25 protein-coding genes and 2 tRNA genes are annotated in these 25,505 nt (G+C 68.6%); 18 read left to right on the forward strand and 9 right to left on the reverse strand.

From position 1 onward, the window contains the following. The first annotated feature begins 166 nt into the window (after window positions 1-166). A complete protein-coding gene (locus AKJ13_RS16110) occupies window positions 167-448 on the forward strand; it encodes a PilZ domain-containing protein (protein ID WP_050734261.1) in 282 nt (93 codons plus the stop codon). Here AKJ13_RS16110 and AKJ13_RS31405 read toward each other — a convergent pair. Further along, window positions 388-825 carry a hypothetical protein gene (locus tag AKJ13_RS31405; RefSeq protein ID WP_200905644.1) on the reverse strand — a complete coding sequence of 146 codons (438 nt, stop codon included), beginning with the start codon at window positions 823-825 and terminating at the stop codon, window positions 388-390. The genes AKJ13_RS16110 and AKJ13_RS31405 overlap by 61 nt on opposite strands. A gap of 524 nt (window positions 826-1,349) precedes the next feature. On the opposite strand from AKJ13_RS31405, the gene AKJ13_RS16115 reads away from it, so the two are divergent. Beyond that, window positions 1,350-2,309, forward strand: a complete 960-nt coding sequence (locus tag AKJ13_RS16115; RefSeq protein ID WP_050734262.1) for a helix-turn-helix domain-containing protein — start codon at window positions 1,350-1,352, stop codon at window positions 2,307-2,309. Window positions 2,310-2,339: 30 nt separating this feature from the next. Here AKJ13_RS16115 and AKJ13_RS32680 read toward each other — a convergent pair whose 3' ends face one another. Then, window positions 2,340-2,555 (reverse strand): hypothetical protein, encoded by a 216-nt coding sequence (locus AKJ13_RS32680; RefSeq protein WP_244471625.1) that lies wholly within the window; start codon window positions 2,553-2,555, stop codon window positions 2,340-2,342. Between the two features lie 779 nt (window positions 2,556-3,334). On the opposite strand from AKJ13_RS32680, the gene AKJ13_RS16125 reads away from it, so the two are divergent. Next, window positions 3,335-4,009, forward strand: a complete 675-nt coding sequence (locus tag AKJ13_RS16125; protein WP_082316981.1) for a PAS domain-containing protein — start codon at window positions 3,335-3,337, stop codon at window positions 4,007-4,009. Between the two features lie 30 nt (window positions 4,010-4,039). On the opposite strand, the gene AKJ13_RS32290 is transcribed toward AKJ13_RS16125, so the two are convergent. Continuing rightward, entirely contained in the window at window positions 4,040-4,183 is a 144-nt protein-coding gene (locus AKJ13_RS32290) for a hypothetical protein (RefSeq protein ID WP_200905645.1), read from the reverse strand. A 280-nt stretch (window positions 4,184-4,463) separates the two neighbouring features. Here AKJ13_RS32290 and AKJ13_RS32685 point away from each other — a divergent pair, with 280 nt between their 5' ends. Genes AKJ13_RS32685 through AKJ13_RS16130 form a run of 3 tightly spaced genes read left to right on the forward strand, consistent with a single transcriptional unit; the run spans window position 4,464 to window position 5,182 of the window. After that, window positions 4,464-4,646, forward strand: a complete 183-nt coding sequence (locus tag AKJ13_RS32685; protein ID WP_082316982.1) for a hypothetical protein — start codon at window positions 4,464-4,466, stop codon at window positions 4,644-4,646. Then, window positions 4,643-4,873, forward strand: a complete 231-nt coding sequence (locus tag AKJ13_RS32690) for a hypothetical protein (protein ID WP_082316983.1) — start codon at window positions 4,643-4,645, stop codon at window positions 4,871-4,873. The genes AKJ13_RS32685 and AKJ13_RS32690 overlap by 4 nt, the downstream gene beginning before the upstream one ends. Before the next feature lie 9 nt (window positions 4,874-4,882). Then, window positions 4,883-5,182, forward strand: a complete 300-nt coding sequence (locus tag AKJ13_RS16130) for a hypothetical protein (RefSeq protein WP_050734263.1) — start codon at window positions 4,883-4,885, stop codon at window positions 5,180-5,182. 71 nt (window positions 5,183-5,253) lie between these two features. Here the strand turns inward: AKJ13_RS16130 and AKJ13_RS16135 are convergent, their stop codons facing one another. From AKJ13_RS16135 to aroA, 4 genes are all read right to left on the reverse strand, one after another. Beyond that, window positions 5,254-5,457, reverse strand: coding sequence for a hypothetical protein (locus AKJ13_RS16135; protein ID WP_050734264.1), 204 nt, complete (start codon window positions 5,455-5,457; stop codon window positions 5,254-5,256). Between the two features lie 275 nt (window positions 5,458-5,732). Next, window positions 5,733-5,808: transfer RNA gene (locus AKJ13_RS16140), tRNA-Lys, on the reverse strand. Window positions 5,809-5,910: 102 nt separating this feature from the next. Beyond that, window positions 5,911-6,549 carry a (d)CMP kinase gene (cmk, locus tag AKJ13_RS16145; protein ID WP_007564918.1) on the reverse strand — a complete coding sequence of 213 codons (639 nt, stop codon included), beginning with the start codon at window positions 6,547-6,549 and terminating at the stop codon, window positions 5,911-5,913. Between the two features lie 5 nt (window positions 6,550-6,554). After that, the gene (gene aroA, locus AKJ13_RS16150; protein ID WP_050734265.1) at window positions 6,555-7,904 is read right to left on the reverse strand and encodes a 3-phosphoshikimate 1-carboxyvinyltransferase; all 1,350 of its coding nucleotides are present in this window, start codon (window positions 7,902-7,904) and stop codon (window positions 6,555-6,557) included. A 241-nt stretch (window positions 7,905-8,145) separates the two neighbouring features. On the opposite strand from aroA, the gene AKJ13_RS16155 reads away from it, so the two are divergent. Next, entirely contained in the window at window positions 8,146-8,520 is a 375-nt protein-coding gene (locus tag AKJ13_RS16155; protein ID WP_050734266.1) for a TIGR02300 family protein, read from the forward strand. 179 nt (window positions 8,521-8,699) lie between these two features. Beyond that, window positions 8,700-8,775 (forward strand) — tRNA-Ala (locus AKJ13_RS16160). Between the two features lie 81 nt (window positions 8,776-8,856). On the opposite strand, the gene AKJ13_RS16165 is transcribed toward AKJ13_RS16160, so the two are convergent. Further along, window positions 8,857-9,345 carry an Lrp/AsnC family transcriptional regulator gene (locus AKJ13_RS16165; protein ID WP_007564896.1) on the reverse strand — a complete coding sequence of 163 codons (489 nt, stop codon included), beginning with the start codon at window positions 9,343-9,345 and terminating at the stop codon, window positions 8,857-8,859. 378 nt (window positions 9,346-9,723) lie between these two features. Between AKJ13_RS16165 and mdeB the strand changes: the two genes are divergently transcribed. The 5 genes from mdeB to AKJ13_RS16190 all read left to right on the forward strand — a co-directional run bounded on the left by mdeB (window position 9,724) and on the right by AKJ13_RS16190 (window position 17,269). Beyond that, window positions 9,724-12,399, forward strand: coding sequence for an alpha-ketoglutarate dehydrogenase (gene mdeB / locus AKJ13_RS16170; protein WP_050734267.1), 2,676 nt, complete (start codon window positions 9,724-9,726; stop codon window positions 12,397-12,399). 232 nt (window positions 12,400-12,631) lie between these two features. Next, window positions 12,632-14,020, forward strand: a complete 1,389-nt coding sequence (locus tag AKJ13_RS16175; protein WP_050734268.1) for a 2-oxo acid dehydrogenase subunit E2 — start codon at window positions 12,632-12,634, stop codon at window positions 14,018-14,020. Between the two features lie 210 nt (window positions 14,021-14,230). Then, on the forward strand, window positions 14,231-15,913 hold the full coding sequence (lpdA, locus tag AKJ13_RS16180) for a dihydrolipoyl dehydrogenase (RefSeq protein WP_050734269.1): 1,683 nt from the start codon (window positions 14,231-14,233) through the stop codon (window positions 15,911-15,913). 352 nt (window positions 15,914-16,265) lie between these two features. Continuing rightward, window positions 16,266-16,823, forward strand: a complete 558-nt coding sequence (locus tag AKJ13_RS16185) for a hypothetical protein (RefSeq protein WP_050734301.1) — start codon at window positions 16,266-16,268, stop codon at window positions 16,821-16,823. A 35-nt stretch (window positions 16,824-16,858) separates the two neighbouring features. Then, on the forward strand, window positions 16,859-17,269 hold the full coding sequence (locus AKJ13_RS16190; protein WP_050734270.1) for a DUF2147 domain-containing protein: 411 nt from the start codon (window positions 16,859-16,861) through the stop codon (window positions 17,267-17,269). A 260-nt stretch (window positions 17,270-17,529) separates the two neighbouring features. On the opposite strand, the gene alaS is transcribed toward AKJ13_RS16190, so the two are convergent. Next, entirely contained in the window at window positions 17,530-20,217 is a 2,688-nt protein-coding gene (alaS, locus tag AKJ13_RS16195) for an alanine--tRNA ligase (protein WP_050734271.1), read from the reverse strand. 325 nt (window positions 20,218-20,542) lie between these two features. Here alaS and AKJ13_RS16200 point away from each other — a divergent pair, with 325 nt between their 5' ends. The 5 genes from AKJ13_RS16200 (at window position 20,543) to AKJ13_RS16220 (ending at window position 25,146) form a co-directional block, all read left to right on the forward strand. Further along, window positions 20,543-21,709, forward strand: coding sequence for a transglycosylase SLT domain-containing protein (locus tag AKJ13_RS16200; RefSeq protein WP_050734272.1), 1,167 nt, complete (start codon window positions 20,543-20,545; stop codon window positions 21,707-21,709). Window positions 21,710-21,827: 118 nt separating this feature from the next. After that, the gene (locus AKJ13_RS16205; protein WP_200905647.1) at window positions 21,828-22,424 is read left to right on the forward strand and encodes a response regulator; all 597 of its coding nucleotides are present in this window, start codon (window positions 21,828-21,830) and stop codon (window positions 22,422-22,424) included. Between the two features lie 75 nt (window positions 22,425-22,499). Further along, entirely contained in the window at window positions 22,500-23,429 is a 930-nt protein-coding gene (locus AKJ13_RS16210; RefSeq protein ID WP_050734273.1) for a transglutaminase family protein, read from the forward strand. Between the two features lie 63 nt (window positions 23,430-23,492). Continuing rightward, a complete protein-coding gene (locus AKJ13_RS16215; protein ID WP_050734303.1) occupies window positions 23,493-24,311 on the forward strand; it encodes a transglutaminase family protein in 819 nt (272 codons plus the stop codon). A 193-nt stretch (window positions 24,312-24,504) separates the two neighbouring features. After that, window positions 24,505-25,146 (forward strand): L,D-transpeptidase, encoded by a 642-nt coding sequence (locus tag AKJ13_RS16220; RefSeq protein ID WP_050734274.1) that lies wholly within the window; start codon window positions 24,505-24,507, stop codon window positions 25,144-25,146. The last annotated feature ends 359 nt before the right edge of the window (window positions 25,147-25,505 follow it).

Below are 25,505 nucleotides of genomic sequence, written 5' to 3' on the forward strand. Positions count from 1 at the left end.
GTCGCCCAGCGTCCGGCCGGTGCGCGTTCCGCTCTTGGCTCAGATGTCCTCGCCGATACCTTTATTCTCCTATCAGGAGAGCTTTGATCAATCGATCGTTAGTATGTTGGGCGCATTTTTACTGACATCGCGCCAGATCGGCCGATACCGTCAGGGTCATTCGGCCATGCCCCGCACCGCCCGGCCCCCGACCATCTTCGTCGAGCGACGCGCCAGCGAGCGCAAGGCGACGGCGCTGCTCGCTTTCGCCCAGCACCCGGATGGGTCGCGCTTCCCGTGCCGGATCCAGAACCTGTCCGACGGCGGCGCGATGCTGGAATTTTTCGGGCCGAACGCAGCCGTGCTGGAGACGGCGTTCGACCTCGTCCTGGCCAATTCGGATACGCGCTACGCCGTGACGCTGGTCTGGCGGAAGGACCGGACCGCCGGGGTGCTGTTCTGCGGGTGACGGCCGCCTGGGTTGCCCATGCAGCCTGGTCGGCCGGTGAACCTTGAGCGCTTATCGGAAAGCGTATCCCGACCGCCCGTCACGGTCCAGACCTCGACCGTGTAGGACACGCTCGGCGGGACTGGGATGGTTGGGCGCATGGGCGGCGGCAGCGTGATCGCGGCCAGGCACAGGTGCTCGTATTTCCAGGCCGGCGGCGAGCCGGGCGGGCGCTGGTAGCGGCACGAGGCCGTAAGGGTACGCAGCACGTCGAGCGTCGACATGTCGGGGCCGAACCGCTCGCGGAGGCTGGCGACGGTGTACCGGCCGGACCGCTTGCAGGATGAGCAGTCCACATAGACCCGGCCCGGCTGAATATCACGAAGGAGCCCCGCCACTACCGCCTCCGTTCTGGAACGAAAACGGAACATGCCAGATCCGGCGATGTGGTTCAGCGGGTGGCGGAGCGGCCCTTTTACATACTGGTGGAGCGCTGTGGATCGTTCCGGAGAACGCCAGCGCTGTCAGGTGGTTCGAGCGACCTTTGCCGCGAACTCTCAGGTCGGGGGCCCGTACCGGCAGGGCGAGGCATGGCGGACTATTTAATCGACTGCCCAATACCGGATCAAGACAGACATCAAAGACAAAGTAGTTACCGCACGATAATCTGTAGTTGATTTACGTGAATTTGTACTTGGACAGCATGCAGCCTCGAGATCGTCTCAACGTTTGGGTTGGCTGGCCACTTGTGGCCGCCGCAGCGGAAATCAGCGGTCAGTTCACAATTTCGTGCACGTCGTGCTGCAAGCGCTTACAAATGGCCAATCAAACCTAGAGTCTATGAGTTCAATATTGATATCAAAAGCACCATTAGATAACGCAGGGACCAGTTTCAACCGTTATGTCAACTTAGATACAAACTGTGCAAATTATATTTTCGACCGAGGGGATTAATCCTCCCGATCGCTTTAAACTCTGGCGTGAGACATTGTCCGAGCGGCTCATCCCTTTGGAGGGGGAGCCCCTCGATAGTCGGCCGTTCGATGGTTGCATGGAGGGTGCAGTCGTCGGTTCGCTGCTGATGAACCGCATCTCGCATGGAGCCATACGCGTCGAGACGACACCCAGCGCCGCGCGCTCCCAAAATAGAGCTAGCATGGCCGCTGTGGTGTTCAATCTGGCCGGAACAGCGACCTATTGTCAGGACGAAAGGGAGGCGGTCCAGAGGCCGGGCGACCTCGTCGTGCTCGATCACCGGCCATCCGTGTGGACGACGAGCGCGGGCAGCCAGGCCATGTTCGTCGAGGTGCCGCGGGAGCACCTGGAAAACGCTCTCGGCTCAATACGGTTCTATACGGCGCTGTCGATAGGTGCGGAGCAATCTTCGACGGTGCTAGTCTCGTCCTTCTTTCGCGAGTTGGTTCAAGTGCGCCGCCAGCTTGATGCCGTCGCGGCCGAACGGATGTCTTCAATCGGCGTCGACCTGATTGTGGCCTGCATCGCCGAGCGGATGACCAAGGCGGTGCCGCAGCCGCTGCACGGGACTGTCGTAGTCCAGCGCGCCAAGGCGTATATCGAGACCCATCTCGGCGATCCGACCCTGGACCCGCCGCATCTGGCGGCCGCGGTCGGCGTTTCGTTGCGCCGGCTTCAGGAACTGTTCCACGAGCGTGGCCAGCACATTTCCGATTGGATATGGCGGCGTCGCCTGGAAACGGCGGCCAAGCGCCTGACCGATCTGAGCTGCGCCCATCTGTCCATCGGTGTCCTGGCTTATGGCTGCGGCTTCGCAAGCCAGGCCCATTTCGCTCGGCGGTTTAAGGAACACCACGGCATGACGCCCCGCGAATTTCGGCGGGCCTCGCTGCTGGGCACCCTGTAGGCTGCCGAGCTAACGCACCACCGCCTAATCCTAGGCCGGCGGCCCCCGCACCTTGCCCGGCGTATCCCGGTAAGCGGTCGTCCGCTTGAAGGCCACCCGGTCCGCTTGGACACCCGTGGCCTGCTTCCCGACGACCATCAGCGCGCCGCGGTAGTTGACCCGGAGCGTGCCGTGCTCGGGATGGACACCGAAAAGCTCCCGGTCCGTCCAGCCTAAAGGCGAGGGCGTCAGCGCCGAACCGATCACAAAAGTCGGTCGCCGATTCCCGGAACGTCGCCCACTGCGTCGGCGTCAGGTAGCGGCAGGGCGTGGCGCGCTCGGAGATGCTCTCAATGGCGCCGTGCCACACGGCAACGGTGTTCGGGAGCAGCGTGGGTGCGAGACCGGATGACATCCGGCCGAGCTACGCGAGGTGCTGCCGGCAGGCCATGCGGCCAGAAGCGGGATTGCCTGATCTGGATTGAGAACAGGCTCGGCCCAGCCGCCCGATCTGATGACGGGTTGGTTGAGCGTTCGTAGCTCAAGCCCGCTCGGCTTCCGCCTGCATGAGAGCCAGAAGGCGACGCCGCATTTCCGGGTCACGTATGCACCTGTAGGCGAGCAAGACGGCCACGCACTCGCTCTCGAGGGCGCTATCGACGGCGATGGTATTGACCTCGGATGGAGATCCAGCACCGACCGCATTGGGTAGGCTGCACAGCGCAGCCGGCGGCACCTGAAGGGCGCCAGCGATGCGATGGAGAAGCGAGTTCGCGGCCGATCCGTTAGATGGGTCGGGACGCCTGACGAGATTGTCTTCTGCATGAGCCTCCGGAGAGGGCCAGCCCAAGGGCGGCGTCTTCGATCCCATCGCCTGATCCTGCCGAGAGCGCGAGCCATCTCTTGGTTGCATTCATAATACCGGACACTCGTACAAGCAGTGTCTAGCACGCAACAGTAGTGTTTATTCCTATTAACTCGCATTGAGGTTGCATCGAGCGGTTGTGTAAAATGGAGGCACTTCAAGTACGAATGCAGGTGTCGCGGTGCCGAAGCTTAAGGTCCTTGGCGGGCAGACCACCCCTGAGGCGTTCCAGCACGCGCTCGATGCGCTCGATGTGATTGGCGGATGGGAGTGGGATGCGACGACCGATCTGGCACGCGTCGATGCCTTCGTGGCGTTGCTGTTCGATGTCGATCCTGAAGAGGCCGGGGAAGGCTTGCCGCTGTCGTTCTTCGTGGACGGTATGCACGCCGACGATCGAGAGCGTGTCCTTGCCCTTATCCGGCACAGCGCCCAGGAGGGCAGCGCCTATCTGACTGAGTACCGAGTGATCTCAGTCGATGGCCGGACCCGCTGGGTGCTGGCACGCGGCCGCTTCATCCACGATCACACCGGCAGGCCGCTGAGCGGGGGTGGCATCCTCGTGGACATCACCCGGATGCGGATGTTCGAAGGTACGTTCGAAGAGGCCGGGACCTGCGCAGGCGAGGCACCGCTGGATCGAGCCGCTGACCACGCGATCGCCGCGCAGGAAGCTATCGTGGAGTTGCAGGACCCGAAGCTGAAGGCTCTCGCGGACGCGCTCTTGATGGAGCTGGGGCGCAAGCTCGCTCAGCGAGAGGTTCACGAGAGGCGTAGGCACATGAACTGCGCGCCGTCGCGCTCAGCCCCGCTGCCCGGTCTGATCACGGGCTGGCCGGGGAGGTCGACGATCTAACCGGCGTCCGCATGGGAAGCCGGGATCTGGTTAGCGTGACGTGACCTGCACCGGCTTGGCACTGTGTCGGCTCAGGCCGCGCAGCGCACGTAACGGCAGCAGAAGCAGCTTAAGAACGGCGTTGGCAACCATGACGGTGGCAACGGCCAGAAGGGCCAGCAGGGTGTTCCGCATACGGGGTACTCCTAGCGGCCTGATACTCGGCGGACCGCCTTCCGCCATTGCCTTCAGGAGGCGCGCCGATCGCGGCGGGACTGTGATGAAGCGCTAAGCGGCGTCACTAACCTGCATCGTTGGCTCGCCCATCCCAGCGAGCGCCACGGCTGAAGCCCGATCGCGCATTCGCGTTCTGAGAAGTGTTCGGTACCGCGCGCTTCTTCTTGCCTCGGCGCTGACCAGGAACGTTGGATCATCAGCCTGGTTGATCAGAAGACACGCAACTTATGAGCGACACATGACCGCCAAGCCACCGCCCGTCCCGCCTGCCAACCAGTCCCACAAGGGGCCCGGCAGCGCCACCGCAGCGCCGATCTCTCAAGGTCATGGCGGGTCCCAGACCCAGAACCCGGACAAGGTCGGGCAATCCGGTAACTCGAAGGTCAACACAACCAACCAGGGATACCAGCAGGATCGATGAGCACGTCGAAGAAGACGCCCGCCGCCAACCGCCATCACGGTGGCCCCGGAAGCAGCCATCAGGATGCGACGAAGCCGCAGCCAGAAGAGCATGGGAAGTCAGCCACGGGGGGTTCGACCAACCCCGATACCTCAACCGTCTCCGGCGGCGGTGGTGAGCGGGATGCCCATCACCGCCACAGCAACATGAAGGGGCTGGCCCCGGACCGCTCCGATCGCTCACACTGAGGAGACCAGATGGCAAACGCCAGCAAGAACCACATGGGCGCGGCCTCGCAGGGGAAGCGCGACGGCTCCGGCGCGATGACCGACCTGCCCGAGGGCATCCTCCCCGACAATCTGGTCCTGAGCAACCGGGATAAATCCCGACATAGCGACGAGCGCGGCTTGGACAGTAAGACTGTTCAAACCGAACAGTACCAGGATCACGCCGCCAACCGGGAAGTTGACATTGATCTTAAGGGCGACGGCAACACCAGCGGTCTGGCCAATCCGATGACCGATGAGTCGGGCGATCAGAGCAGCCTAAGAAAATAGAGTTCATAGCAGCTCATCGCTTCCAGCCCGGCATAGTGGCGGCGACGACCTGTTCGCTCCGCGGCAATGCATCAGTCGCCGCCATCATCGGTCAGTGCGTCGTCGTTGGTGTCGAACAGCCAGGCCAGAAGGTTGGTGCCCACGTCGTCGCCAAGCTCGCATATGGGCTTGCTTAACGGCTTCTGGGGGTACTGAGACCGCACCTCGGCAAGCAGTCTGCAAGCCAGCCGATCCAGCGCGTCGCCGGACAGCATCTGGTCGCGCTCGACAGGCATAGTTGCACCCTCACGCGCGTATGCCAAGCGCTCGGCCCCGCCTCAATCTGATAACGAGACGGAGCAGCGTCCGATTTCACCAGCGGTAGGCGGATACGCAACGCAGCCCGGTGATCACCATGCTGCAGCGGGCCTAATCGGCAGTCAGACGTCCCAGAGATGCGCCGTACCGAGATAGGCCGCACCACGAGCGTGCTACCCCGGTGAAACCCAACCGTTCCTGGGGTAGCACCGAATTTGTAATGCAGGTTAAGTTATTGTCCTGGTAGGATTTTTGGTGAGCGCGCTGGGACTCGAACCCAGGACCTACAGATTAAAAGTCCGTTGCTCTACCAGCTGAGCTACGCGCTCGCGTCCGGGAACCGCCCTGGAGCGGCCGCGCGGGGACGGCGCGTTCGCAATAGGTGAGCGGGGCCGGGGGGTCAACACGGGGTTGTGGGTGACGGGTGACGTCTAGTCCCCGTCGCCGCGGGCGCGCTCGACGATGCCCCGGGCCTCGTCGAAGGCGGCGTCCGGGTCGAGGGCCGTCGTGTCGAGCCGGACCGCGTCGTCGGCCATGCGCAGCGGCGCGGCGGCGCGCGAGGCGTCGCGGGCGTCGCGGGCCTCGATGTCGGAGAGGATCGCCGCGAAGGTCGCCGCCTCGCCGCGCCCGGAGAGCTCCCGGTGACGGCGGCGCGCCCGCTCCTCGGAGGAGGCCGTGATGAACAGCTTCACGTCGGCGTCCGGACACACCACCGTGCCGATGTCGCGCCCGTCCAGCACGGCGCCCTGGGGGTCGGCCGCGAAGCGCCGCTGCCAGGCCAGCAGCGCGGCGCGGACCTCGGGGACCGCCGAGATCCGCGAGGCCGCCTCACCCATCGCGCGGTCGCGCAGGCGCGGATCGTCCAGCCTGTCGGCGTCGAGGGCGTGGGCGGCCCGGGACGCGGCCTCCGGATCGTCCAGGGACAGGCCGGCATCGATCAGGGCCAGCGCCACCGCGCGGTAGAGGAGGCCCGTGTCGAGATGCGGCAGCCGATAATGGTCGGCCAGGCGCTTGGCCAGCGTACCCTTGCCCGAGGCGGCCGGGCCGTCGATCGCGATGACGAGCGGCATGATGGTCAAGCCCCGATCCGGCCGCCGAGGGCCTGCATGGACGGCAGGAAGCTGGGGAAGCTCGTGGCAATCATCGCACCATCGTCCACCGTGACCGGCGCCTCCGTGGCGAGCCCCATCACCAGGAACGCCATGGCGATCCGGTGATCGAGATGGGTCGCCACCGTGCCGCCGCCGGGCGCCGCCGTGCCGTCGCCTTCGATCACGAGGTCGTCGCCCTCCACGCTGTGGCGAACGCCATTGGCGGCAAGGCCCGCCGCCACGGCCGCGAGGCGGTCGGATTCCTTGACCCGCAGCTCGTGCAGGCCGTTCATTCGGGTCCGGCCCTGGGCGAAGCTCGCGGCAACCGCGAGCACCGGGTACTCGTCGATCATCGCGGGCGCCCGCTCGGGCGGGACGTCGAGGCCAGTGAGGCGGCTGGCGCGCACCCGCAGGTCGGCGACGGTCTCACCGCCCTCCTCCCGCTCGGCCACGCGCTCGATCTGCGCGCCCATCTCCAGAAGGGTGGTGATCAGCCCGGTCCGCAGGGGGTTCATCATCACGCCCTCGATCACCACGTCGGATCCGGGCACGATCAGCGCCGCCACCAGGGGGAAGGCCGCCGAGGACGGATCGGCCGGGACCACCACGTCGGTCCCGCGCAGGGTCGGCTGCCCGGTAAGCGAGATCTTGCGGCCGTGGCCGCCGGGCCCGTGCGGTTCGACGCGGACCTCGGCGCCGAACAGGCGCAGCATCCGCTCGGTGTGGTCGCGGGTGGCAGCCGCCTCGATTACGGTGGTGGTGCCGGGCGCGTTGAGGCCGGCGAGCAGCACCGCCGACTTGATCTGCGCGGAGGCGGCGGGCGTCTCGTAGGTGATCGGGATCGCCTCGTTCAGACCGCGCAGGGTCAGGGGCACGCGCCCGCCCTCGGCCTCGGACAGGACCTGCGCACCCATGCGGGTGAGCGGGTCGAGGATCCGGCGCATCGGGCGCGAGCGCAGCGACGCGTCGCCATCGAAGGTCGCGGTGACCGGCTGGCCGCCGACCACGCCCATCATCAGCCGCGAGCCGGTTCCGGCATTGCCGAAATCCAGCACCTCGGTCGGGTCGGTGAGGCCGCCGATGCCGACTCCGCGCACCACCCAACGTCCCTCGCCGAGGCGCTCGACCCCGGCACCCAGCGCCTTCGCGGCGGCGGCGGTCCGCAGCACGTCGTCACCCTCGAGCAGGCCCTCGACCCGGGTCTCGCCCTGGCTCAGCAGCCCCAGGATCATGGCCCGGTGCGAGATCGACTTATCGCCCGGCGGACGCAGGCGCCCGGTGAGCGGCGCGCCGGGGGCAGCGGTGAGGGGTTGGGGAGGCGAATCGTGCGACACGGGGCGTCCGTTCGGGAATCTCAGGTGGGCCGGGATCCGGCGCCTCGCGCGGGGGCGCCGCGGAGCTACAATCGGACCGTGAACTGGCGGCGCGGTTAACACGCGCATCGGCCCGCGTCATCCATCGCACCCGCCCGGCGCCGCTCCGAAAACGGGGTCCTGCGGCTCGATTGACAGGGGCTGGGGCCGCGACTAACGGGCCCGTCTTCCGAAGACAGCAGAGACGACGAGGTGTCCGCCCGTGGCCCGACCCGAACTTGGCATGAAGCGCCAATGCATGAGTTGCGGCGCAAAGTTCTACGACCTCGCCCGCGATCCCGCCACCTGTCCGAAATGCGGCGCGGTCTACCAGGCGGCGAGCCGCGTGGCGGCGCCCGCTTTGGCGCGGGGGCCTGAGGCCGACGACGACGATGAGACGGACGAGAAAGGTCCGGAGCTGGTCTCGCTCGACGAGGTCGAGGCCGCCGAGGACGAGGCGGATCCCACGCCCGAGGACGAGGCCGCCGACGAGGACGGCGCATCCGCCGAGGACGACACCTTCCTCGAGGAGGAGGATTCCGGCGACGACGTCTCCGACCTGATCGACGGCGATATCGAAACCGACGAAGAGAGCTGACCCTCGTCTGCGCCGTCTCTTCGAAGAGCCTGCGAAGAGACGGAGAGGGGCCGGCGTCCCGGCGAAGAATCTCGAAAAAAAGGGGTTGAGTCCGCGTCACGAGCCGCCTATAGAACCGGCGTCGCCGGACGCAACCCGGACGACGAGCCCCCGCGGGACCCAAACCGCGGCGGACAAGTGGGGCCTTAGCTCAGCTGGGAGAGCGCTTCCATGGCATGGAAGAGGTCATCGGTTCGATCCCGTTAGGCTCCACCATTCTTCCTTCAGCGTGATGCGGCCGATCCAGTCCGGCGCCGCTGGGAAACTCTGAAACTCCTTATCCAGTGAACGACCGGGTCACCGGGTCAGGTGCCCGAGCGGCAGCGCCGTCGTGTACTTCACTTGGCCGAGCGCGAAGCTGGACCGGATATTGGCCACCCCCGGGATGCGGGTGAGGTGGTCGAGCACCAGCCGCTGGTACTGGCCGAGATCCTCCACCACCACCCGCAGCATGTAGTCGGCCTCGCCGCTCATGAGGTAGCATTCCATCACCTCCGGGCGGCTGCGCACAGCCTCGTCGAAGGCCTGGAGGGCGGCCTGGGTCTGCTTCTCCAGGGAGACGTGGACGAAGACGTTCACCGCGAGCCCGAGGCTCATCGGATCCACAACCGCGACGCAGCCCCGGATGATCCCGGCCTCCTTCAGATCGTTGACCCGGCGCCAGCACGGCGAGGTGGACAGCCCGACCTGCTCGGCGAGGTCGGCGATGCTGATCTCGCTGTCCTGCTGCAGACGTTCGAGGATGCGCAGGCTGGCGGCGTCGAGGTGAGCCGGTCGGGAGACCATCGTTTCGCGCTCCGGTATGAGGTCGGCATAGCATGCCGCCAATCGCGAGTTGGCAGGAAAGTTTTGGCGGCAGCAACCGATCGGCGCGACTTTCGGCCATGTGCTTACGGTCATTGAGAGCGCAGCGAAGCAATCGAGGGAACCGTCAGGGTTCGAGATCGTGCACCGCCCTGGTTTGCTTCGCTGCGCTCGCGATGAGGGCGAGGGGCGATCTGACCGGAGGGCGCGTCCGTATCGGCAAAGGCATCGGTACGATCGACCGACTTCAGTCGTGAAAGCGGCAAAACATGCCAATTTCCGCGCGCGAATAACAAAACTTCGGCATGTCGCCCCGCGCGGCAAACCGTATGCTCCGATCAAAAGCTGGGAGCTGCGCCGATGAACGCCATACCGCCGAGGACGACGATCGCGCGGTCCGCCGAGGTCGATCACGATCCGGCGGAGACACAGGATTGGCTGGCGGCGCTCGAATCGCTGTTCCGCACCGAGGGGGCGGCCCGGGCGCGGTTCATTCTCGATCGACTGGAGCGGCGCTCGAAAGAGATCGGCATCCTCGACGAGGCGCTGCCCTACTCGCCCTACCGGAACACGGTTCCCCTAGAGAAGCAGCCGCGCTACCCCGGCGACCTCGACATCGAGGAGCGGCTCACCTCGATCATGCGCTGGAACGCGCTCGCCATGGTGGTGCGCGCCAACATGGCCTACGGCGAGCTCGGCGGGCACGTGGCGAGCTACGCCTCAGCGGCGGAGCTGTTCGAGGTCGGGTTCAACCACTTCTTCAAGGGCGGCCCGGACGGCGACCTCGTCTACTTCCAGCCGCATTCGGCGCCGGGCGTCTACGCCCGCGCCTTCCTGGAGGGGCGCCTCTCCGAGGAGCAGCTGAAGCATTACCGCCAGGAGATCGCCGGCGACGGCCTCTGCTCCTATCCCCATCCCTGGCTGATGCCGGATTTCTGGCAGGTGCCCACCGGCTCGATGGGCATCGGCCCGATCCACGCGGTCTACCAGGCGCGGTTCATGCGCTATCTCGGCCATCGCGGCCTCGCCGATACCTCGGCCCGGCACGTCTGGGGCGTCTTCGGCGACGGCGAGATGGACGAGCCGGAATCGATCGGCGGCCTCGCGCTTGCCGCGCGGGAGAAGCTCGACAACCTCACCTTCGTGATTAACTGCAACCTGCAGCGGCTGGACGGCCCGGTGCGCGGCAACGGCCAGATCATCCAGGAGCTGGAAAGCCTGTTCCGCGGGGCGGGCTGGAACGTCATCAAGGTGCTGTGGGGCTCCGAGTGGGACGGGATCTTCGCCCGCGACACCAACCACGCCCTGCTGCGCCGCTTCGCCGACACCGTGGACGGCAAGTACCAGACGCTCGGCGCCAAGGACGGCGCCTACAACCTCGCGCATTTCTTCGGTGAGGACGAGGAGGTCCGCGAGCTGGTCGCGCACATGTCGGATGCCGACGTGGACCGGCTCAAGCGCGGCGGCCACGATTTCCGCAAGCTTTACGCCGCCTTCGCCGCCGCCAAGGCCACCAAGGGTCGGCCGACCGTGATCCTGGCCAAGACCAAGAAGGGCTACGGCATGGGCGGCGCGGGCGAGTCGCGCATGACCGCCCACCAGGCCAAGAAGCTCGACGTGGATGCGCTCCGCGCCTTCCGCGACCGCTTCGCCCTGCCGCTCTCCGACGCGCAGGTGGAGGGCCTGGCCTTCTACAAGCCGGCCGAGGACGGCGCCGAGATGCGCTATCTGCGCGAGCGACGCGAGATGCTGGGCGGCGTGCTGCCGGCCCGCCGCCGCACCGCGCCGACCGTGACCGTGCCGCCGCTCTCGACCTATGCGGGCTTCGCCCTGGAGGCGGCCGGCAAGGAGATGTCGACCACCACCGCGGTGGTCCGGCTGTTCGGCAACCTGCTCAAGCACAAGGATCTCGGGCCGCGCGTCGTCCCGATCGTCGCCGACGAGGCGCGCACCTTCGGCATGGCCAACCTGTTCCGGCAAGTCGGGATCTACGCCCCCGAGGGGCAGCTCTACGAGCCGGAGGATGCCGGCTCGATGCTCTATTACCGCGAGGCCCGGGACGGGCAGCTGCTGGAGGAAGGCATCACCGAGGCCGGGGCGATCTCGTCCTGGACTGCGGCGGCGACGTCCTACAGCGTCCACGGCCTGTCGATGCTGCCGTTCTACATCTACTACTCGATGTTCGGCTTCCAGCGGGTCGGCGACCTGATCTGGGCAGCGGCCGACCAGCGGGCCCGCGGCTTCCTGATCGGCGCCACGGCCGGGCGGACCACGCTCGGCGGCGAGGGCCTGCAGCACCAGGACGGCTCGAGCCACCTCGCCGCCGCCGGGATCCCGAACTGCCGGGCCTACGACCCGGCCTTTGCCTACGAGATGGCGGTGATCGTCGATCGCGGCGCCCGGGCGATGATGGAAGAGGGCGAGGACGCCTTCTACTACCTCACCGCCATGAACGAGAACTACGCCCAGCCCTCCATGCCGGAGGGGTCTGAGGCTGGCATCCTCAAGGGGATGTACCGTCTGTCGGGGCCGGATTCGGGACCCGCGGCGGTGCGCCTGCTGGGCTCGGGCGCGATCCTGCCCGAGGTGATCGCGGCGGCCGGCCTGCTGGCGCAGGATTGGGGGATCGCCGCCGAGCTGTTCAGCGTCACCAGCTTCAGCGAGCTGGCCCGCGACGCCCGCGAGGCCGAGCGCGGGGCGATGCTCCACCCGGAGGCCGAGGCCCCGTCGAGCCACGTGGCCGCCCTGCTGCCGGGCACGGCGCCGGTCGTGGCGGCGACCGACTACGTCCGAGCCTATCCGCAACTGATCGCCTCCTATGTCGGCGCGCGGTTCGTGACGCTCGGCACCGATGGGTTCGGCCGCAGCGACACCCGCAACGCGCTCCGCCGCTTCTTCGAGGTGGATCGCCAGCACGTGGTAGTCGCCGCCCTGCACGCGCTCGCCGAGGCCGGCACGGTGCCCCGCGCCACGGTCGCCGAGGCGATCCGGCGCTACGGCATCGACGCGGACACGCCGGCACCCTGGACGATCTGAGACATCCAGCCCGCACCCTCATCCTGAGGTGGCGCAGCGAAGCGGAGCCCTCGAAGGAGCCCTCCGGCCGCGCAACCCCTGGAGCCCTCCTTCGCGGCTGCTGCGCAGCACCTCAGGATGAGGGGTGTGGGTGGGAACGAGCCGGATAGCGAACGACCTGCGCGAGGTCCGATGCCGGACCTCGCCCCGAAGAAACCCGTCCGTCCCAGACAAGCCACGGAAACCCGTCCGCATGAGCGCCGCGCTGCAGATCGCCCTCCCGGATATCGGCGACTACCGGGACGTGCCGGTGATCGAACTCCTGGTGAAGCCGGGTGACCGCCTCGCCGTGGACGACCTGATCCTCAGCATCGAATCCGACAAGGCGACCATGGAGGTCCCCTCCCCGGTGGCCGGCACCGTGCGGGAATTGCTGGTCGCGGTGGGCTCGAAGGTCTCTGAAGGGACGCCGATCCTCGTGGTCGAGCCGGCAGAGGGCGGCGAGCCCACACCGGCGCCGGAAGCCCCACCCGCCGTGTCGTCACCGGGCCCGGCTACCGGTGCCGAACCGGGCGTGGGTCCCCTCTCCCGTGCGGGAGGGGGACAGGGTGAGGGACCGGCCCCCTCCGGAAACGGCGCATCCCTCACCCCAACCCTGTCCCGCACGGGAGAGGGGGACCGTCGCGCCCCGGCCCAGCCATCGAACGACGAGCAGCGGCCCGTCACGTCGGGCGACGTACATGCCAGCCCTTCGGTGCGCCAGCTCGCCCGCGAGCTGGGGATCACCCTCGACCGGGTGCCCGCCACCGGCCCCAAGGGGCGGATCCTGCGGGAGGACCTGCACGCCTTCGTCAAGGTGGCGCTCCAAGCCCCGGCCCAGCAGGCACCTGCCGCGCCCTCGGGCATCGGCGCCGGCCTGCCGCCCTGGCCGGAAGTCGATTACGAGAAATTCGGCCCGGTGCGGCGGGAGCCGCTGTCGCGGATCCAGAGCATCTCCGGGGCCAATCTCAGCCGCAACTGGCTGACGATCCCGCACGTGACCAATTTCGACCGGGCCGACGTCACCGAGATCGAGGCGTTCCGGGTCGGGCTCAACAAGGAGACGCGCACGCCGCCGGCGCGGGTCACCATGGTAGCCTTCCTGATCAAGGCCGCTGCCCTGGCCCTGAAGGCCTATCCGCGCTTCAACACCTCCCTGGAGGGCTCCGACCTCGTCCTGAAGGACTACGTCCATATCGGTTTCGCCGTAGACACCCCGAAGGGCCTGATGGTGCCGGTGGTGCGCGATTGCGACCGCAAGGGGTTGATCGAGATCGCCACCGAGATGGCGGCGCTCGCCGACAAGGCGCGGGCGGGCAGCCTCTCAGGCGTGGACATGCAGGGCGGGTGCTTCTCGGTGTCGTCGCTCGGCGGCATCGGCGGCGACGGCTTCACCCCGATCATCAACGCCCCCGAGGTCGCGATCCTGGGCGCGGCGCGCTCGCGGACGGAGGCGGTCTGGGACGGCCAGGCGTTCCAGCCACGGCTGATCCTGCCGCTCAGCCTGTCATGGGATCACCGGGTCGTGGACGGCGTCGCGGCCGCCCGCTTCCTCGGCCACATCGCGTCGGTCCTGTCGGACCTGCGCCGGGCGCTGCTGTGACGGCGACGATCGGTGCGCGATGCGCCTTCCCGTGCGGGCTCGCGCATCGCCTCATCGCCGGACCTAGCGCGGGTCCCCTCTCCCGCACGGGTGAGGGGCACGTCCCGCCTTCGGAAAAACGAGATTGAACCATCTCGGCCTCTGTCGGGGCGAACTAGCCCTGCCAGCCTCGATGCCTGCCGCCCATCCCCCTCGACTGTGATCGCCGCCATGCCCGAGACCCGCGAGATCCGCGTCCCCGATATCGGGGATTTTTCCGGCGTGCCGGTGATCGAGATCCCGGTGGCGCCGGGGGACGCCATCGCCCGCGACCAGACCCTGCTCGTCGTCGAATCCGACAAGGCGACCCTCGACATCCCCTCGCCGGTCGCAGGCCGCCTGGTGGAAATGCTGGTCGGCCTCGGCGACACCGTCTCGGCCGCGACGCTGATCGCCCGGGTCACCGTGGAGACGGAGACGGCGGCCCCCGTCGCGGCCCCAACTGACGCGCCGACGGAGGAATCCTGCGACGTGCTGGTGATCGGCGGCGGCCCCGGCGGCTACGCGGCTGCGTTCCGGGCCGCCGATCTCGGGCAGCGCGTGATCCTGGTGGAGCGCGAGGCGACGCTGGGCGGCGTCTGCCTGAATGTCGGCTGCATTCCGTCGAAAGCGCTGCTGCACGTCGCCGCCGTCACCGAAGAGGCCGTGCGGCTAGGCGCCCACGGGATCAGCTTCGGCGCGCCGACCGTCGATCTCGACAAGCTCCGGGCGTTCAAGGCCGGCACCGTGCGGCGCCTGACCGACGGGCTCACCCACATGGCGCGCCAGCGCAAGGTCGAGGTCGTGCGCGGCACCGCGCGCTTTACCGGGGCGAACGCGGTGTCGGTGGCCTTGCAAGCGGGCGGAAACCGCGCCGTCGGGTTCCAAAGTGCCATCGTGGCGGCGGGCTCGTCGCCGGTCCGCCTGCCGATGCTGCCCGACGATGCGCGGATCGTGAATTCCACGGGGGCGCTGGAACTGCCCTTCGTGCCCCGCCGCCTGCTGGTGATCGGCGGCGGCATCATCGGCCTCGAAATGGCGACGGTCTACAGCGCGCTCGGCGCCCGGGTCGACGTGGTCGAGCGCCTGCCGAACCTGCTGGAGGGGGTGGACCGGGATCTCGTAACGGTCTGGACCAAGCGCAACGGCCACCGGTTCGACCGGATCTGCACCGGCGCGGAGGTCATCTCGGCAAGTGCCACCCCGGACGGCATCGCCGTGACGCTCGCGGGCGAGGCGGAGCCGCAAGTCTACGACCTCGTGCTCCAGGCAGCGGGCCGGCGCCCGAACGGCGACGCGCTGGGCCTCGACGCGGCGGGTGTCGCGGTGGAGCGCGGTTTCGTGCCGGTGGACGCGCAGATGCGCACCAATGTGCCCCACATCCTGGCGGTGGGCGACCTCGTCGGGCAGCCGATGCTCGCCCACAAGGCGGTGCACCAGGGCCACGTCGCCGCCGAGATGGCCGCCGGCCACAAGGCGGGGTTCGACGCGGCGGTGATTCCCTCGGTCGCCTATACCGATCCTGAGATCGCCTGGGCCGGCCTCACCGAGACCGCCGCCAAGGCGGCCGGGCGGGCGGTCGAGGTGGCGCGCTTCCCCTGGGCGGCCTCGGGCCGGGCCATCGCCAACGGCGCCGATTACGGCCTGACGAAGCTGCTGTTCGACGCGAAGACCAAGCGCATCGTGGGCGGCGCCATCGTCGGCCCGAGCGCGGGCGACATGCTCGGCGAGATCGTGCTCGCCATCGAGATGGGCGCGGACGCCACCGATATCGGCCGCACGATCCACCCGCATCCGACGCTCGGCGAGACCATTGGCCTCGCCGCCGAGGCCGCGCTCGGCCTCTGCACCGACCTGCCGCCGGTGCGGCGCTGAAGGGGATGCCGCTTCGACGCAAGCGAGCGCGTCGGATCAGGCGCTCCTATCGGACCCGGCACGGATGACGCTCTCGACCCCGCGACGCGGTTTGGATAAACCGTCCGGCGTGAGGCCGGGGACGGCTCGGCTGCGCCGGCCCGTCTTCAGAAGAACAGGACGCCTCTCCACCCCGGGGGGATTCGGGCCGAGACGATGCGGTGTGCCGAATTAGCCGTTCCGGGACGTTCCGATGCCAAAGCTCACCTTCACGGCGCTTGATCCGCGGGCGGTCAAACGCTGCGTCGCCTTCCTGGTCCGGCGCGACTGGGCACTCCATCTCGGCCTCGCGGCGGCGCTGGCGGGGATCCCGATGAGTCCGTCGGCCGTCGCGGCCGAGGCGCCGGCCGCCGCCCAGCCGCAGGCCGCCCTCATCGCCTCCCTGCAGAGCCGTGTGCTGGCGGCCCACAGCGCGACCCTCGCCCTGGAAAGCTGGTGTGCCGACCACAAGCTCGCGGGCGATCCCCATCTCGTCGCCCGGCGCATGGACGTGGCCGACAAGCCGCTCAGTGCCGCGCAGCGGGCCCGCCTGGCGATCGGCCCTGACGAGCCGGTGCGCTACCGCCGGGTCCGCCTCGCCTGCGGCGACCGGGTCCTGTCGGAGGCCGACAATTGGTACGTCCCGGCGCGCCTGACGCCCGAGATGAACGCCACCCTGGACGGCACCCGCACCCCGTTCGGGCGGGTCGTGCGCCCGCTGGAGCCGACCCGGCGGACGATCGAGGTCCGCCCGTTCCCGCGGGCCGCGGCGCCCGGCCCCGACGACCCGCTGTTCGAGATCGACGCGGTGCTCTCCACCGGGGCCGGCCAGCCGTTCTGCGAGGTCGCCGAGACCTATCTGGGCGGTGCGCTGCCGGAAGCTTCGCGGTAAGAGAGCGGCGAGGATTGGTCTTGAGAGGATTGCGGATGGGATCGACGCTGCGTCGGACGGTCTTGGCTGTGCTGGTGACGGTGCCGTTCGGCGGCCCGGCCCTCGCGGCCGACCCGGCCGGACTCTGGCTGACCGAGACCGGCAGCTCCCGGGTGAAGATCACCCCCTGCGGCGGCGGCTATTGCGGCACCATCGTGAGCGCCCCCGGCAAGGCGCTCGACGCCAAGAATCCGGACCCGGCGCTGCGCAACCGCAGTGTCGTGGGCGTGCAGATCCTCAACGCCCAGCAGGCGGACGGGTCGAGCTACACCGGGTCGCTCTACAACCCGAACGACGGGAAGACCTATTCGGGCTCGCTGCGGCTGACCGGCCCGAACGCGCTCGAGGTCTCGGGCTGCGTGATGAGCGTGTTCTGCAAGCGCCAGACCTGGACCCGGGTGAACTGAGCGGATGCGCGGCGGCGCGCGGCCCGCAGCGAGAACCAGGGCCACCCCCCAAGCGCGCCTCCGAGAGACTTCTCCTGCTGCCGAGAACCATCCGAATCGCGTTCTGTGAATCCGCTAGCCCGCATGGGAGAAGGGACCCGCGCTTCGACCGGATCGATGCAGATCCGCGCGGTGAGGGTTAGGGCGGGGCAGGTCTGGGGCATCCCGCCGGGCGTATCCGAAGGGCCGCGTCGGTAACGGCGCGGCCCTTGGTGAACGCGTCAGGCCGCCGCGGTCAGCGCTTGCTCGATCGCGTCGAGCGCCGCCTCGGCGCCGGCGCCGTTGGGGCCGCCGGCCTGGGCCATGTCGCGGCGGCCGCCGCCGCCCTTGCCGCCGAGCGCGCCGGCCCCCGCGCGGACCAGCCCGACCGCGTCGTAGCGGCCGGTCAGGTCCTCGGTGACGCCGACCACCAGGCCGGCCTTGCCGTCGGCCGAGACCCCGACGATCGCCACGATGCCGGAGCCGAGCCGCTTCTTCTCCTCGTCGATGATCGGCTTGAGATCGCGCATGTCGAGCCCCTCGACCACCGAGCGCCGGAACGCCACGCCGCCGATCTCGCTCTGGCGGGCGTTCGAGCCCGATCCGGTCTCGCCGCCCATGGCGAGCTTGCGGCGGGTGTCGGCGAGTTCCCGCTCGAGCCGACGCTTCTCCTCCATCAGGGCCGTCAGGCGGTCGGGCGCCTCCGAGACCGGGGCCTTCAGGATCCCGGCCAGCGCGGCCAGGGTGTGGGCCTCCTCGGCCCGGTGGTGGCGCGCCGCGTCGGCGGTCAGCGCCTCGATCCGGCGCACGCCGGCCCCGACCGCGCTCTCGCCGACGATGCTGATCGTCCCGATATCGCCGGTTCGGGCGGCATGGGTGCCGCCGCAGAGCTCGATGGAGAAGTTCTTCAGCCGACCCCGATCGGTCTCGGCGCCGTCCACATCGACCGGCAGGCCCATGGAGACGACGCGGACCTCGTCGCCGTACTTCTCGCCGAACAAAGCCCGGGCTCCGGACGCGATGGCATCGTCCACGGCCATCAGCTTGGTCACCACCGGGGCGTTCTGGAGCAGCACCGCGTTGGCGATGTCCTCGACCCGGGCGAGCTCGTCCGCCTCGATCGGCTTCGGGTGGCTGATATCGAAGCGCAGCCGGTCGGGGCTCACCAGCGAGCCCTTCTGGGCGACGTGGTCGCCCAGCACCTGCCGCAGGGCTTCGTGCAGGAGGTGGGTGGCCGAGTGGTTGGCCCGGATCGCCTTGCGGCGGGCATGGTCGACCTTCAGCTCCACCGGCTGGTCGAGGCTGAGCGTCCCCTCCTCCACGCTGACATGGTGGACGAACAGGTCGCCGAGCTTCTTCTCGGTGTCGGTGACGCGGGCGCGCAGGCCGGCACCCAGGATCAGGCCGGTATCACCGACCTGGCCGCCGGATTCCGCGTAGAACGGCGTCTGATTGACCAGGACGAGGCCGGTCTGGCCGGCCTCCAGGCTCTTTACCTCGGCGCCGTCGCGCAGCAGCGCGGTGACGATGCCCTCGGCGGCCTCCGCCTCGTAGCCCAGGAACTCGGTTGCGCCGACGCGCTCGCGGATGCCGAACCAGACCGTCTCGGTGGCAGCCTCGCCGGAGCCCTTCCAGGCCTCGCGCGCCGCCTGCTTCTGACGCTGCATCGCGGCCGTGAACGCCTCCGTATCGACCCCGATGCCCCGGGCCTTGAGGGCGTCCTGGGTGAGATCGAGGGGGAAGCCGTAGGTGTCGTAGAGGGTGAAGGCGGTCTCGCCCGAGAGCTTGTCGCCGGATTTCAGCTCGCGGCTCTCCGAATCGAGGATCGACAGGCCCCGCTCCAGGGTGCGGCGGAAGCGGGTCTCCTCCAGCTTCAAGGTCTCGCCGATCAGTGCCTCCGCGCGCATCAGCTCGGGGTAGGCCTGGCCCATCTCGCGCACCAGGGTCGGGACGAGGCGGTACATGGTTGGCTCGCGGGCGCCGAGGATCTCGGCATGCCGCATGGCGCGGCGCATGATCCGGCGCAGCACGTAGCCGCGGCCCTCGTTGCCCGGCAGCACGCCGTCGGCGACCAGGAAAGACGAGGCGCGCAGGTGGTCGGCGATCACCCGGTAGGAGGCCATGGTGGCGGGCTCGGGCGCCCGCGAGACGGCGTGGGCCACGGCGTCGATCAGCGCCTTGAACAGGTCGGTGTCGTAGTTGGAATGGACGCCCTGAAGAATCGCGGCCATGCGCTCCAGGCCCATGCCGGTATCGATCGAGGGCCGGGGCAGCGGATTGCGCACGCCGGGCTCCAGCTGCTCGTATTGCATGAACACGAGGTTCCAGAACTCGAGGAAGCGGTCGCCATCCTCGTCCGGGGAACCGGGCGGGCCGCCCTGGAGGGCCGGGCCCTGGTCGATGAAGATCTCAGAGCACGGGCCGCAGGGGCCGGTATCGCCCATCTGCCAAAAGTTGTCGGAGGTCCCGATCCGGATGATCTTGTCATCGGAGAAGCCAGCGATCTTTTTCCACAGGTTCGCGGCCTCGTCGTCGTCGGCATAGACGGTCACGAGCAGCCGGTCGGGCTTGAGGCCGAATTCCTTGGTGATCAGCGTCCAGGCCAGCTCGATCGCGCGGTCCTTGAAGTAGTCGCCGAACGAGAAGTTGCCGAGCATCTCGAAGAACGTGTGGTGGCGCGCGGTGTAGCCGACATTGTCGAGGTCGTTGTGCTTGCCGCCGGCGCGCACGCATTTCTGCGCTGTGGTCGCCCGATCGTAGGCGCGCTTCTCGACACCGGTGAAGACGTTCTTGAACTGCACCATGCCGGCGTTCGTGAACATCAGCGTGGGATCGTTCTTCGGAACGAGGCTCGAGGAGGGCACGGCCTCGTGTCCCGCACGCGCGAAGTAGTCGAGGAAGGTCGACCGGATCTCGTTGACGCCGCTCATCGGGGCAGAACTCTAAGCAGGGCTCAAGGGACTGGACCGTCACCCGTTTCAGGCGGGGCCCGCATGGCGCCCTCTTAGAGCCGTTCCCGATCGCGTAGCAATCGCGAAGGGCGGCAAGGCCTTGCAAGGCCTTGGATGAGACGCGCTCCGGATCCGCGGCGCACGCTCGCAGAAGGCGATCCAGCCAGGAGTGCCAACACGCCTGCCGCGAAATCTCCCCAGCCCGCCCCACGGTCGCCACAAGCACGGCCGTGTTGTCGCCACATCTGTCAAGCGATGGTGAGTCCGTGGCGCCATCAAGGGCGCGTGAGGAATCGGGTACACGATGCAGGGCCGCACGGTCGGATCGCCGAGGAGCGTCACGGGTCAGCAGGGCCGGTTCGGGTCCGGCCGCGCCGATGCCATCACCGCACAGCCGATGGTTGGCCGCGCTCACGGGAGCGTCCCGGCGCTGGCCCGCTCGCTGCTCACCGTCTCGCTGATCGCCGGCGGCCTCAGCGCCGCCCTGATCGGGTCGGGGGTCGATCTCGGCAAGGTCGGGCTGAACCAGGCGGTCTCGTCGGCACAGGCCGCCACCGAATTGCCGATGCCGCGCCCGCGGATTCACACTGTGGCGCTGAGCGAAGAGGTCGAGCGTACGCCGCTGCGCGCCTCGGCGAGCTTCGCGGCCGTCCACGACCTCGACACCGCCGTCGGCTCGAACGGCGTCGACCGCGTCTCCTACGATTTCCTGCTCTCCGAGAGCGCCGGCGGCGACCCGAACGACATCCTTGAATTCGGCCCGATGAAGATTCGGCGCCACTTGGTGCAGACGATCGTGCGGGCGGCCCAGGCGGTCCAGACCGACCCGGTCCTGCTGATGGCGGTGGCCGACAAGGAATCGAGCTTCGTCACCGCGGTCCAGGCCAAGACCTCCTCGGCCACCGGCCTCTACCAGTTCATCGAGCGCACCTGGCTCGGCGTGGTGCGCGACTTCGGCCCGAAATACGGGCTTGAGAAGGAGGCCGCCCTGGTCTCCTCGGATGCCAACGACCGACCGGTGATCACCGACGCCGCCGAGCGCATCCGGGTGCTCGAGCTGCGCCGCGACCCCTATCTCTCGGCCCTGATGGCCGGCGAGATGCTGAAGCGCGATGCCGGTCGCATCGCCCAGCGCATCGGCCGCGACCTCACCCTCGGCGAAGTCTACCTCGCCCACTTCCTGGGCGTGGACGATGCCGGCGAGTTCCTGGCCAACGTCGTGAACAAGCCGGCCGCCGCCGCGGCCGCGCTGCTGCCCGGCCCGGCCCGGGCCAACCGCTCGATCTTCTTCGCGGCCGGGCGGTTCGTAGGCCGCGGCCGGCACCGCAAGCCGGCGAGCCTCTCGGTGGCCCAGGTCCACGAGAAGTTCGAAGCGATGATGAGCACCCGCGGCACCCGCTACCAGAACGTCCGGGCGGTGTCCGGCATCATGGCCTACGCGGATGCCGAGAGCGGCTTCGCCACGCAGTAACGCCTGAGTGAGCGGGCCGCCAATTCGCGGCTCCGCGCGCAACCCCCCACGACCTGCCGACGTTCGTCCACAAGCGCCGCGTCCGCGTGGCCTGATACGGAGATTTCGGGGGACGTTCTTGAGAAAGCCTCTGTCGAGCGCAGGTACGCCGCTCACCGAAACGCTCTCGCCGAGCATCCCGCTCGACCAGATCGGGCAGACGCTCGCCTCGATCTACGACGATCTCGTGTCCGAAGGCGTGCCGGAGCATCTCGCCGCCCTGGTGCGCCGGGTCCGGCAGAGCGAGGCGGAGCCCGCCGCACCGCACCCGGCCCAGCCCGCGGCGACCGAGGCCGTCGCGCAGCGCCTCGCCCTGGTGGTCGAGGACGACCCGCAGATCCGCGCTCTGGCCGAAACCCTGCTCGAGGAGACCGAGCTCGACGTGGTCGGCTGCGACAGCGCCGAGGCAGCGCTCGCCGTCCTGCAAGCGCGCGGCGGCGACGTGGCCCTGGTCTTCGCCGATGTCCGGCTCGCCGGCGAGATGGACGGGCTCCAGCTCGCCCGGGCGGTGGCGACCCTGTGGCCCCGGGCGCGGCTGGTGGTGACCTCCGGTCACGGGATCCGCCGCCCGGACCTGCCGAGCGAGGCCGTGTTCATCGCCAAGCCCTGGCGGCCCTTCGACGTGCTGGTCGAGGCCGAACGGGCGACCACCGATCCGGCACCGCCCGTCATCTGATGCCGCAGCCGCGGCGTCGGGCCCGGCCCTTGCATTGACGGTCGGGACATCGGCGCGAGCCCGGAGCCCCTGAGTTTGCCGATCCTGTCCGTCCGTCACCGCACGGTCTACCGGTACCGGCGTCCGGTCGCCTTCGGCGAGCACCGGATCATGTTCCGGCCCCGGGACAGCTACGACCAGCGGCTGATCGAGGCCTCGCTGGAGATCACGCCCGAGCCCGCCGCCTTGCGGTGGATGTTCGACGTGTTCGGCAATTGCATCGCGGTGGCGACCTTCGGGGTCCGGGCCGAGACACTCACTTTCACGTGCGGCATCACCCTCGACCACACGCCCGAACACGCGCCGGTCTTCCCGCTGGCGCCGCACGCCACGCATTACCCGTTCGGCTACGGGGCCGAGGACATGCCCGACCTGTCCCGGTCGATCGAGCGGCAATGGCCCGACCCACGCCACGAGGTCGATGCCTGGGCGCGCAGCTTCATCCCCAGCGAGGGCCGGATCCCGACCCAGGACCTGCTGGCCGACATGACCCGCAGCGTGCGGGCGAACTTCACCTATCTGGCCCGCTCCGAGAAGGGCGTGCAGGAGCCGCTGACGACGCTGCGCAGCAAGCGCGGCTCATGCCGCGACTTCGCGGTGCTGATGATGGAGGCGGTGCGGGCACTCGGCATGGCCGCCCGGTTCGTATCCGGATACTTGTACAACCCGCGCAACGACCGGGCCCGCCATGTCGGCGGCGGCTCGACCCATGCCTGGCTGCAGGTCTACCTGCCGGGCGCCGGCTGGATCGAGTTCGACCCGACCAACGGGATCGTCGGCAACCGCGACCTGATCCGTGTGGCGGTGGCCCGGGATCCGGCCCAGGCGGTGCCCCTGCACGGCTCATTCTTCGGCCTGGCCAGCGACGACCTCGGCATGCGGGTGGACGTCGACGTGGTCGAATTGCCTGACGAGCGGGCAAAAACACGCGGAATTGAGGCTCATCCGCCAATAGTGGCGCGTTGAGACCCCAAAATCGGACTGAGCTGCGGGGCGACCCGCCGGGGCGAGAGGATACAGGTGGCCGCGATGAAGATCAGGACCGGATACGACATCGCCTTCAGCCTGACGCAGCCGACGCCGATGATCCTGATGCTGAGCGTCCACCCGTCGCGGATGGCCGACCTGCTGACCCCGCAGGTCATCAACTTCGACCCGTGGATCCCGGCGCACGCGTACCGGGACGTGTACGACAATGTCTGCCACCGCATCGTCGCGCCGCCGGGCCTGCTGACGATCTCGGCCGATTTCACGATCCAGGATTCCGGCCTGCTCGACGATTACGCCCCCGACGCCCGACAGATCCCGGTGCAGGACCTGCCGGACGACGTGATGGTCTACCTGCTGGGCTCCCGCTACTGCGACACCGACAAGCTCTCGCAGACCGCTTGGTCCCTGTTCGGCGGCACGCCGGAGGGCTGGGCGCGGGTCCAGGCGATCGTCGCTTACACGCACGAGCGCATCCGGTTCGACTACCAGCGCGCCGACGCCACCCGCACCGCCCATGACGGCTTCATGCAGCGCGAGGGCGTCTGCCGGGACTTCGCGCATCTCGCGGTGGCGTTCTGCCGGTGCATGAATATCCCGGCGCGCTACGCCACCGGCTATCTCGGCGATATCGGCGTGCCGAAGGACCCGGCGCCGATGGATTTCTCGGCCTGGTTCGAGGTCTACCTGGAGGGGCCGGACGGCCCGCGCTGGTACACGTTCGACGCCCGGCACAACCGCCAGCGGATCGGCCGCATCGTCATGGCCCGCGGCCGCGACGCCACCGATTGCGCGATCTCGACGAATTTCGGCTACGCCCACTTGGCGCGCTTCGATGTCCATACCGACGAAGTCGCCTGACGGCGCGGATTGGATCGCGCAGGATGGTTACCAGCATTCGCGCCGGACGGATGCAACACCGGGGGTCCGGCGCCGGGCACGCGCAAACCCGCTTACGTATTCCAGCGCCAGCCAAAATCTTCTTCGCGGCGTGGAACTGCCAACCTATGCTCACGCTTGTAATAGCAAAGGTTATTGCACAGGCAGGCTCACCATGAAGACCTCGGCCACCGCGCTCGCGGCGCTCCTCGCCGCAACTGTTCTTGCCGCTGCGCCGGCGCTGGCAGCTCCCGCCTACGACCCGTTCGGCGAGAACGGCGCCGAGGAGTATTACTCGGATCCGGGCCAGTACGGCTATCAGGGCACCCCGGGTTACGGCCAGGGCGTGCAGGACGCGCCGCAGGCGCAGGTCCAGCCGATCCCGCGCGAGATCGTGGCGTTCAACGGCCCCTACGCGCCGGGCACGATCGTGGTCTCCACCGCCGAGCGCCGCCTGTACTTCGTGCTCGGCAACGGCGAGGCGATCCGCTACGGCGTCGGCGTCGGCCGCCCGGGTTTCAGCTGGAGCGGCAGCAACAAAATCACCGCCAAGCGCGAATGGCCGTCCTGGACGCCGCCGAAGGCCATGATCGCCCGCCGCCCCGACCTGCCGCGCTACATGGCCGGCGGCATCGAGAACCCGCTCGGCGCCCGCGCCATGTATATCGGCAGCACCGAGTACCGCATCCACGGCTCCAACGAGCCGGACACGATCGGCCAGGCGGTGTCCTCGGGCTGCATCCGCATGACCAACGACGACGTCACCGATCTGTACGAGCGCGTGAAGGTCGGCGCCAAGGTTGTCGTGCTGAACTGAGCTGACATGGAATCTGGATCTCCGGAATTTGCCTCAACTTGAGGTGGAGGGTGAGATGATCCGGGCGCACTAAGCCCTTCGAGCAAGAGGCCGGCCTGTCACGAAATTGACCGGCCGGCTTCTTTGTCGTGGCGCACCTGGCAGCGCCGCATCGTCGCCGGAGCAATCACCCCGTCGTTCCGGGGCACCGGAGGTGGGCCCGGAAACCGGAGACACCGGTGGGGCAAGGCTTTCCAGTGTCGGCGGCTAAGGATTCTGGGCTTCGCTGCGGGGCCCCGGAATAACGCGGTGTTGTCTGAACGAACGCCCGCATCACGGTAAGTCGTTGCACCTCGACCTCGGCCAACCACAATCCCTCG

The organism is Methylobacterium sp. ARG-1, assembly GCF_001262595.1.
Lineage (GTDB): Bacteria > Pseudomonadota > Alphaproteobacteria > Rhizobiales > Beijerinckiaceae > Methylobacterium > Methylobacterium brachiatum.

Coding starts and splice junctions, on each gene's coding strand:
- AKJ13_RS16165 (WP_007564896.1), bottom strand. CDS start 9,345: ATGGTCTCCCGACCGGCTCACCTCGACGCCGCCAGCCTGCGCATCCTC.
- AKJ13_RS16190 (WP_050734270.1), top strand. CDS start 16,859: ATGGGATCGACGCTGCGTCGGACGGTCTTGGCTGTGCTGGTGACGGTG.
- mdeB (WP_050734267.1), top strand. CDS start 9,724: ATGAACGCCATACCGCCGAGGACGACGATCGCGCGGTCCGCCGAGGTC.
- AKJ13_RS16200 (WP_050734272.1), top strand. CDS start 20,543: ATGCAGGGCCGCACGGTCGGATCGCCGAGGAGCGTCACGGGTCAGCAG.
- AKJ13_RS16185 (WP_050734301.1), top strand. CDS start 16,266: ATGAGTCCGTCGGCCGTCGCGGCCGAGGCGCCGGCCGCCGCCCAGCCG.
- cmk (WP_007564918.1), bottom strand. CDS start 6,549: ATGCCGCTCGTCATCGCGATCGACGGCCCGGCCGCCTCGGGCAAGGGT.
- AKJ13_RS16130 (WP_050734263.1), top strand. CDS start 4,883: ATGGCAAACGCCAGCAAGAACCACATGGGCGCGGCCTCGCAGGGGAAG.
- alaS (WP_050734271.1), bottom strand. CDS start 20,217: ATGAGCGGCGTCAACGAGATCCGGTCGACCTTCCTCGACTACTTCGCG.
- AKJ13_RS32685 (WP_082316982.1), top strand. CDS start 4,464: ATGACCGCCAAGCCACCGCCCGTCCCGCCTGCCAACCAGTCCCACAAG.
- AKJ13_RS32290 (WP_200905645.1), bottom strand. CDS start 4,183: ATGCGGAACACCCTGCTGGCCCTTCTGGCCGTTGCCACCGTCATGGTT.
- AKJ13_RS16175 (WP_050734268.1), top strand. CDS start 12,632: ATGAGCGCCGCGCTGCAGATCGCCCTCCCGGATATCGGCGACTACCGG.
- AKJ13_RS16220 (WP_050734274.1), top strand. CDS start 24,505: ATGAAGACCTCGGCCACCGCGCTCGCGGCGCTCCTCGCCGCAACTGTT.
- AKJ13_RS16215 (WP_050734303.1), top strand. CDS start 23,493: ATGAAGATCAGGACCGGATACGACATCGCCTTCAGCCTGACGCAGCCG.
- AKJ13_RS32690 (WP_082316983.1), top strand. CDS start 4,643: ATGAGCACGTCGAAGAAGACGCCCGCCGCCAACCGCCATCACGGTGGC.
- AKJ13_RS16110 (WP_050734261.1), top strand. CDS start 167: ATGCCCCGCACCGCCCGGCCCCCGACCATCTTCGTCGAGCGACGCGCC.
- lpdA (WP_050734269.1), top strand. CDS start 14,231: ATGCCCGAGACCCGCGAGATCCGCGTCCCCGATATCGGGGATTTTTCC.
- AKJ13_RS16135 (WP_050734264.1), bottom strand. CDS start 5,457: ATGCCTGTCGAGCGCGACCAGATGCTGTCCGGCGACGCGCTGGATCGG.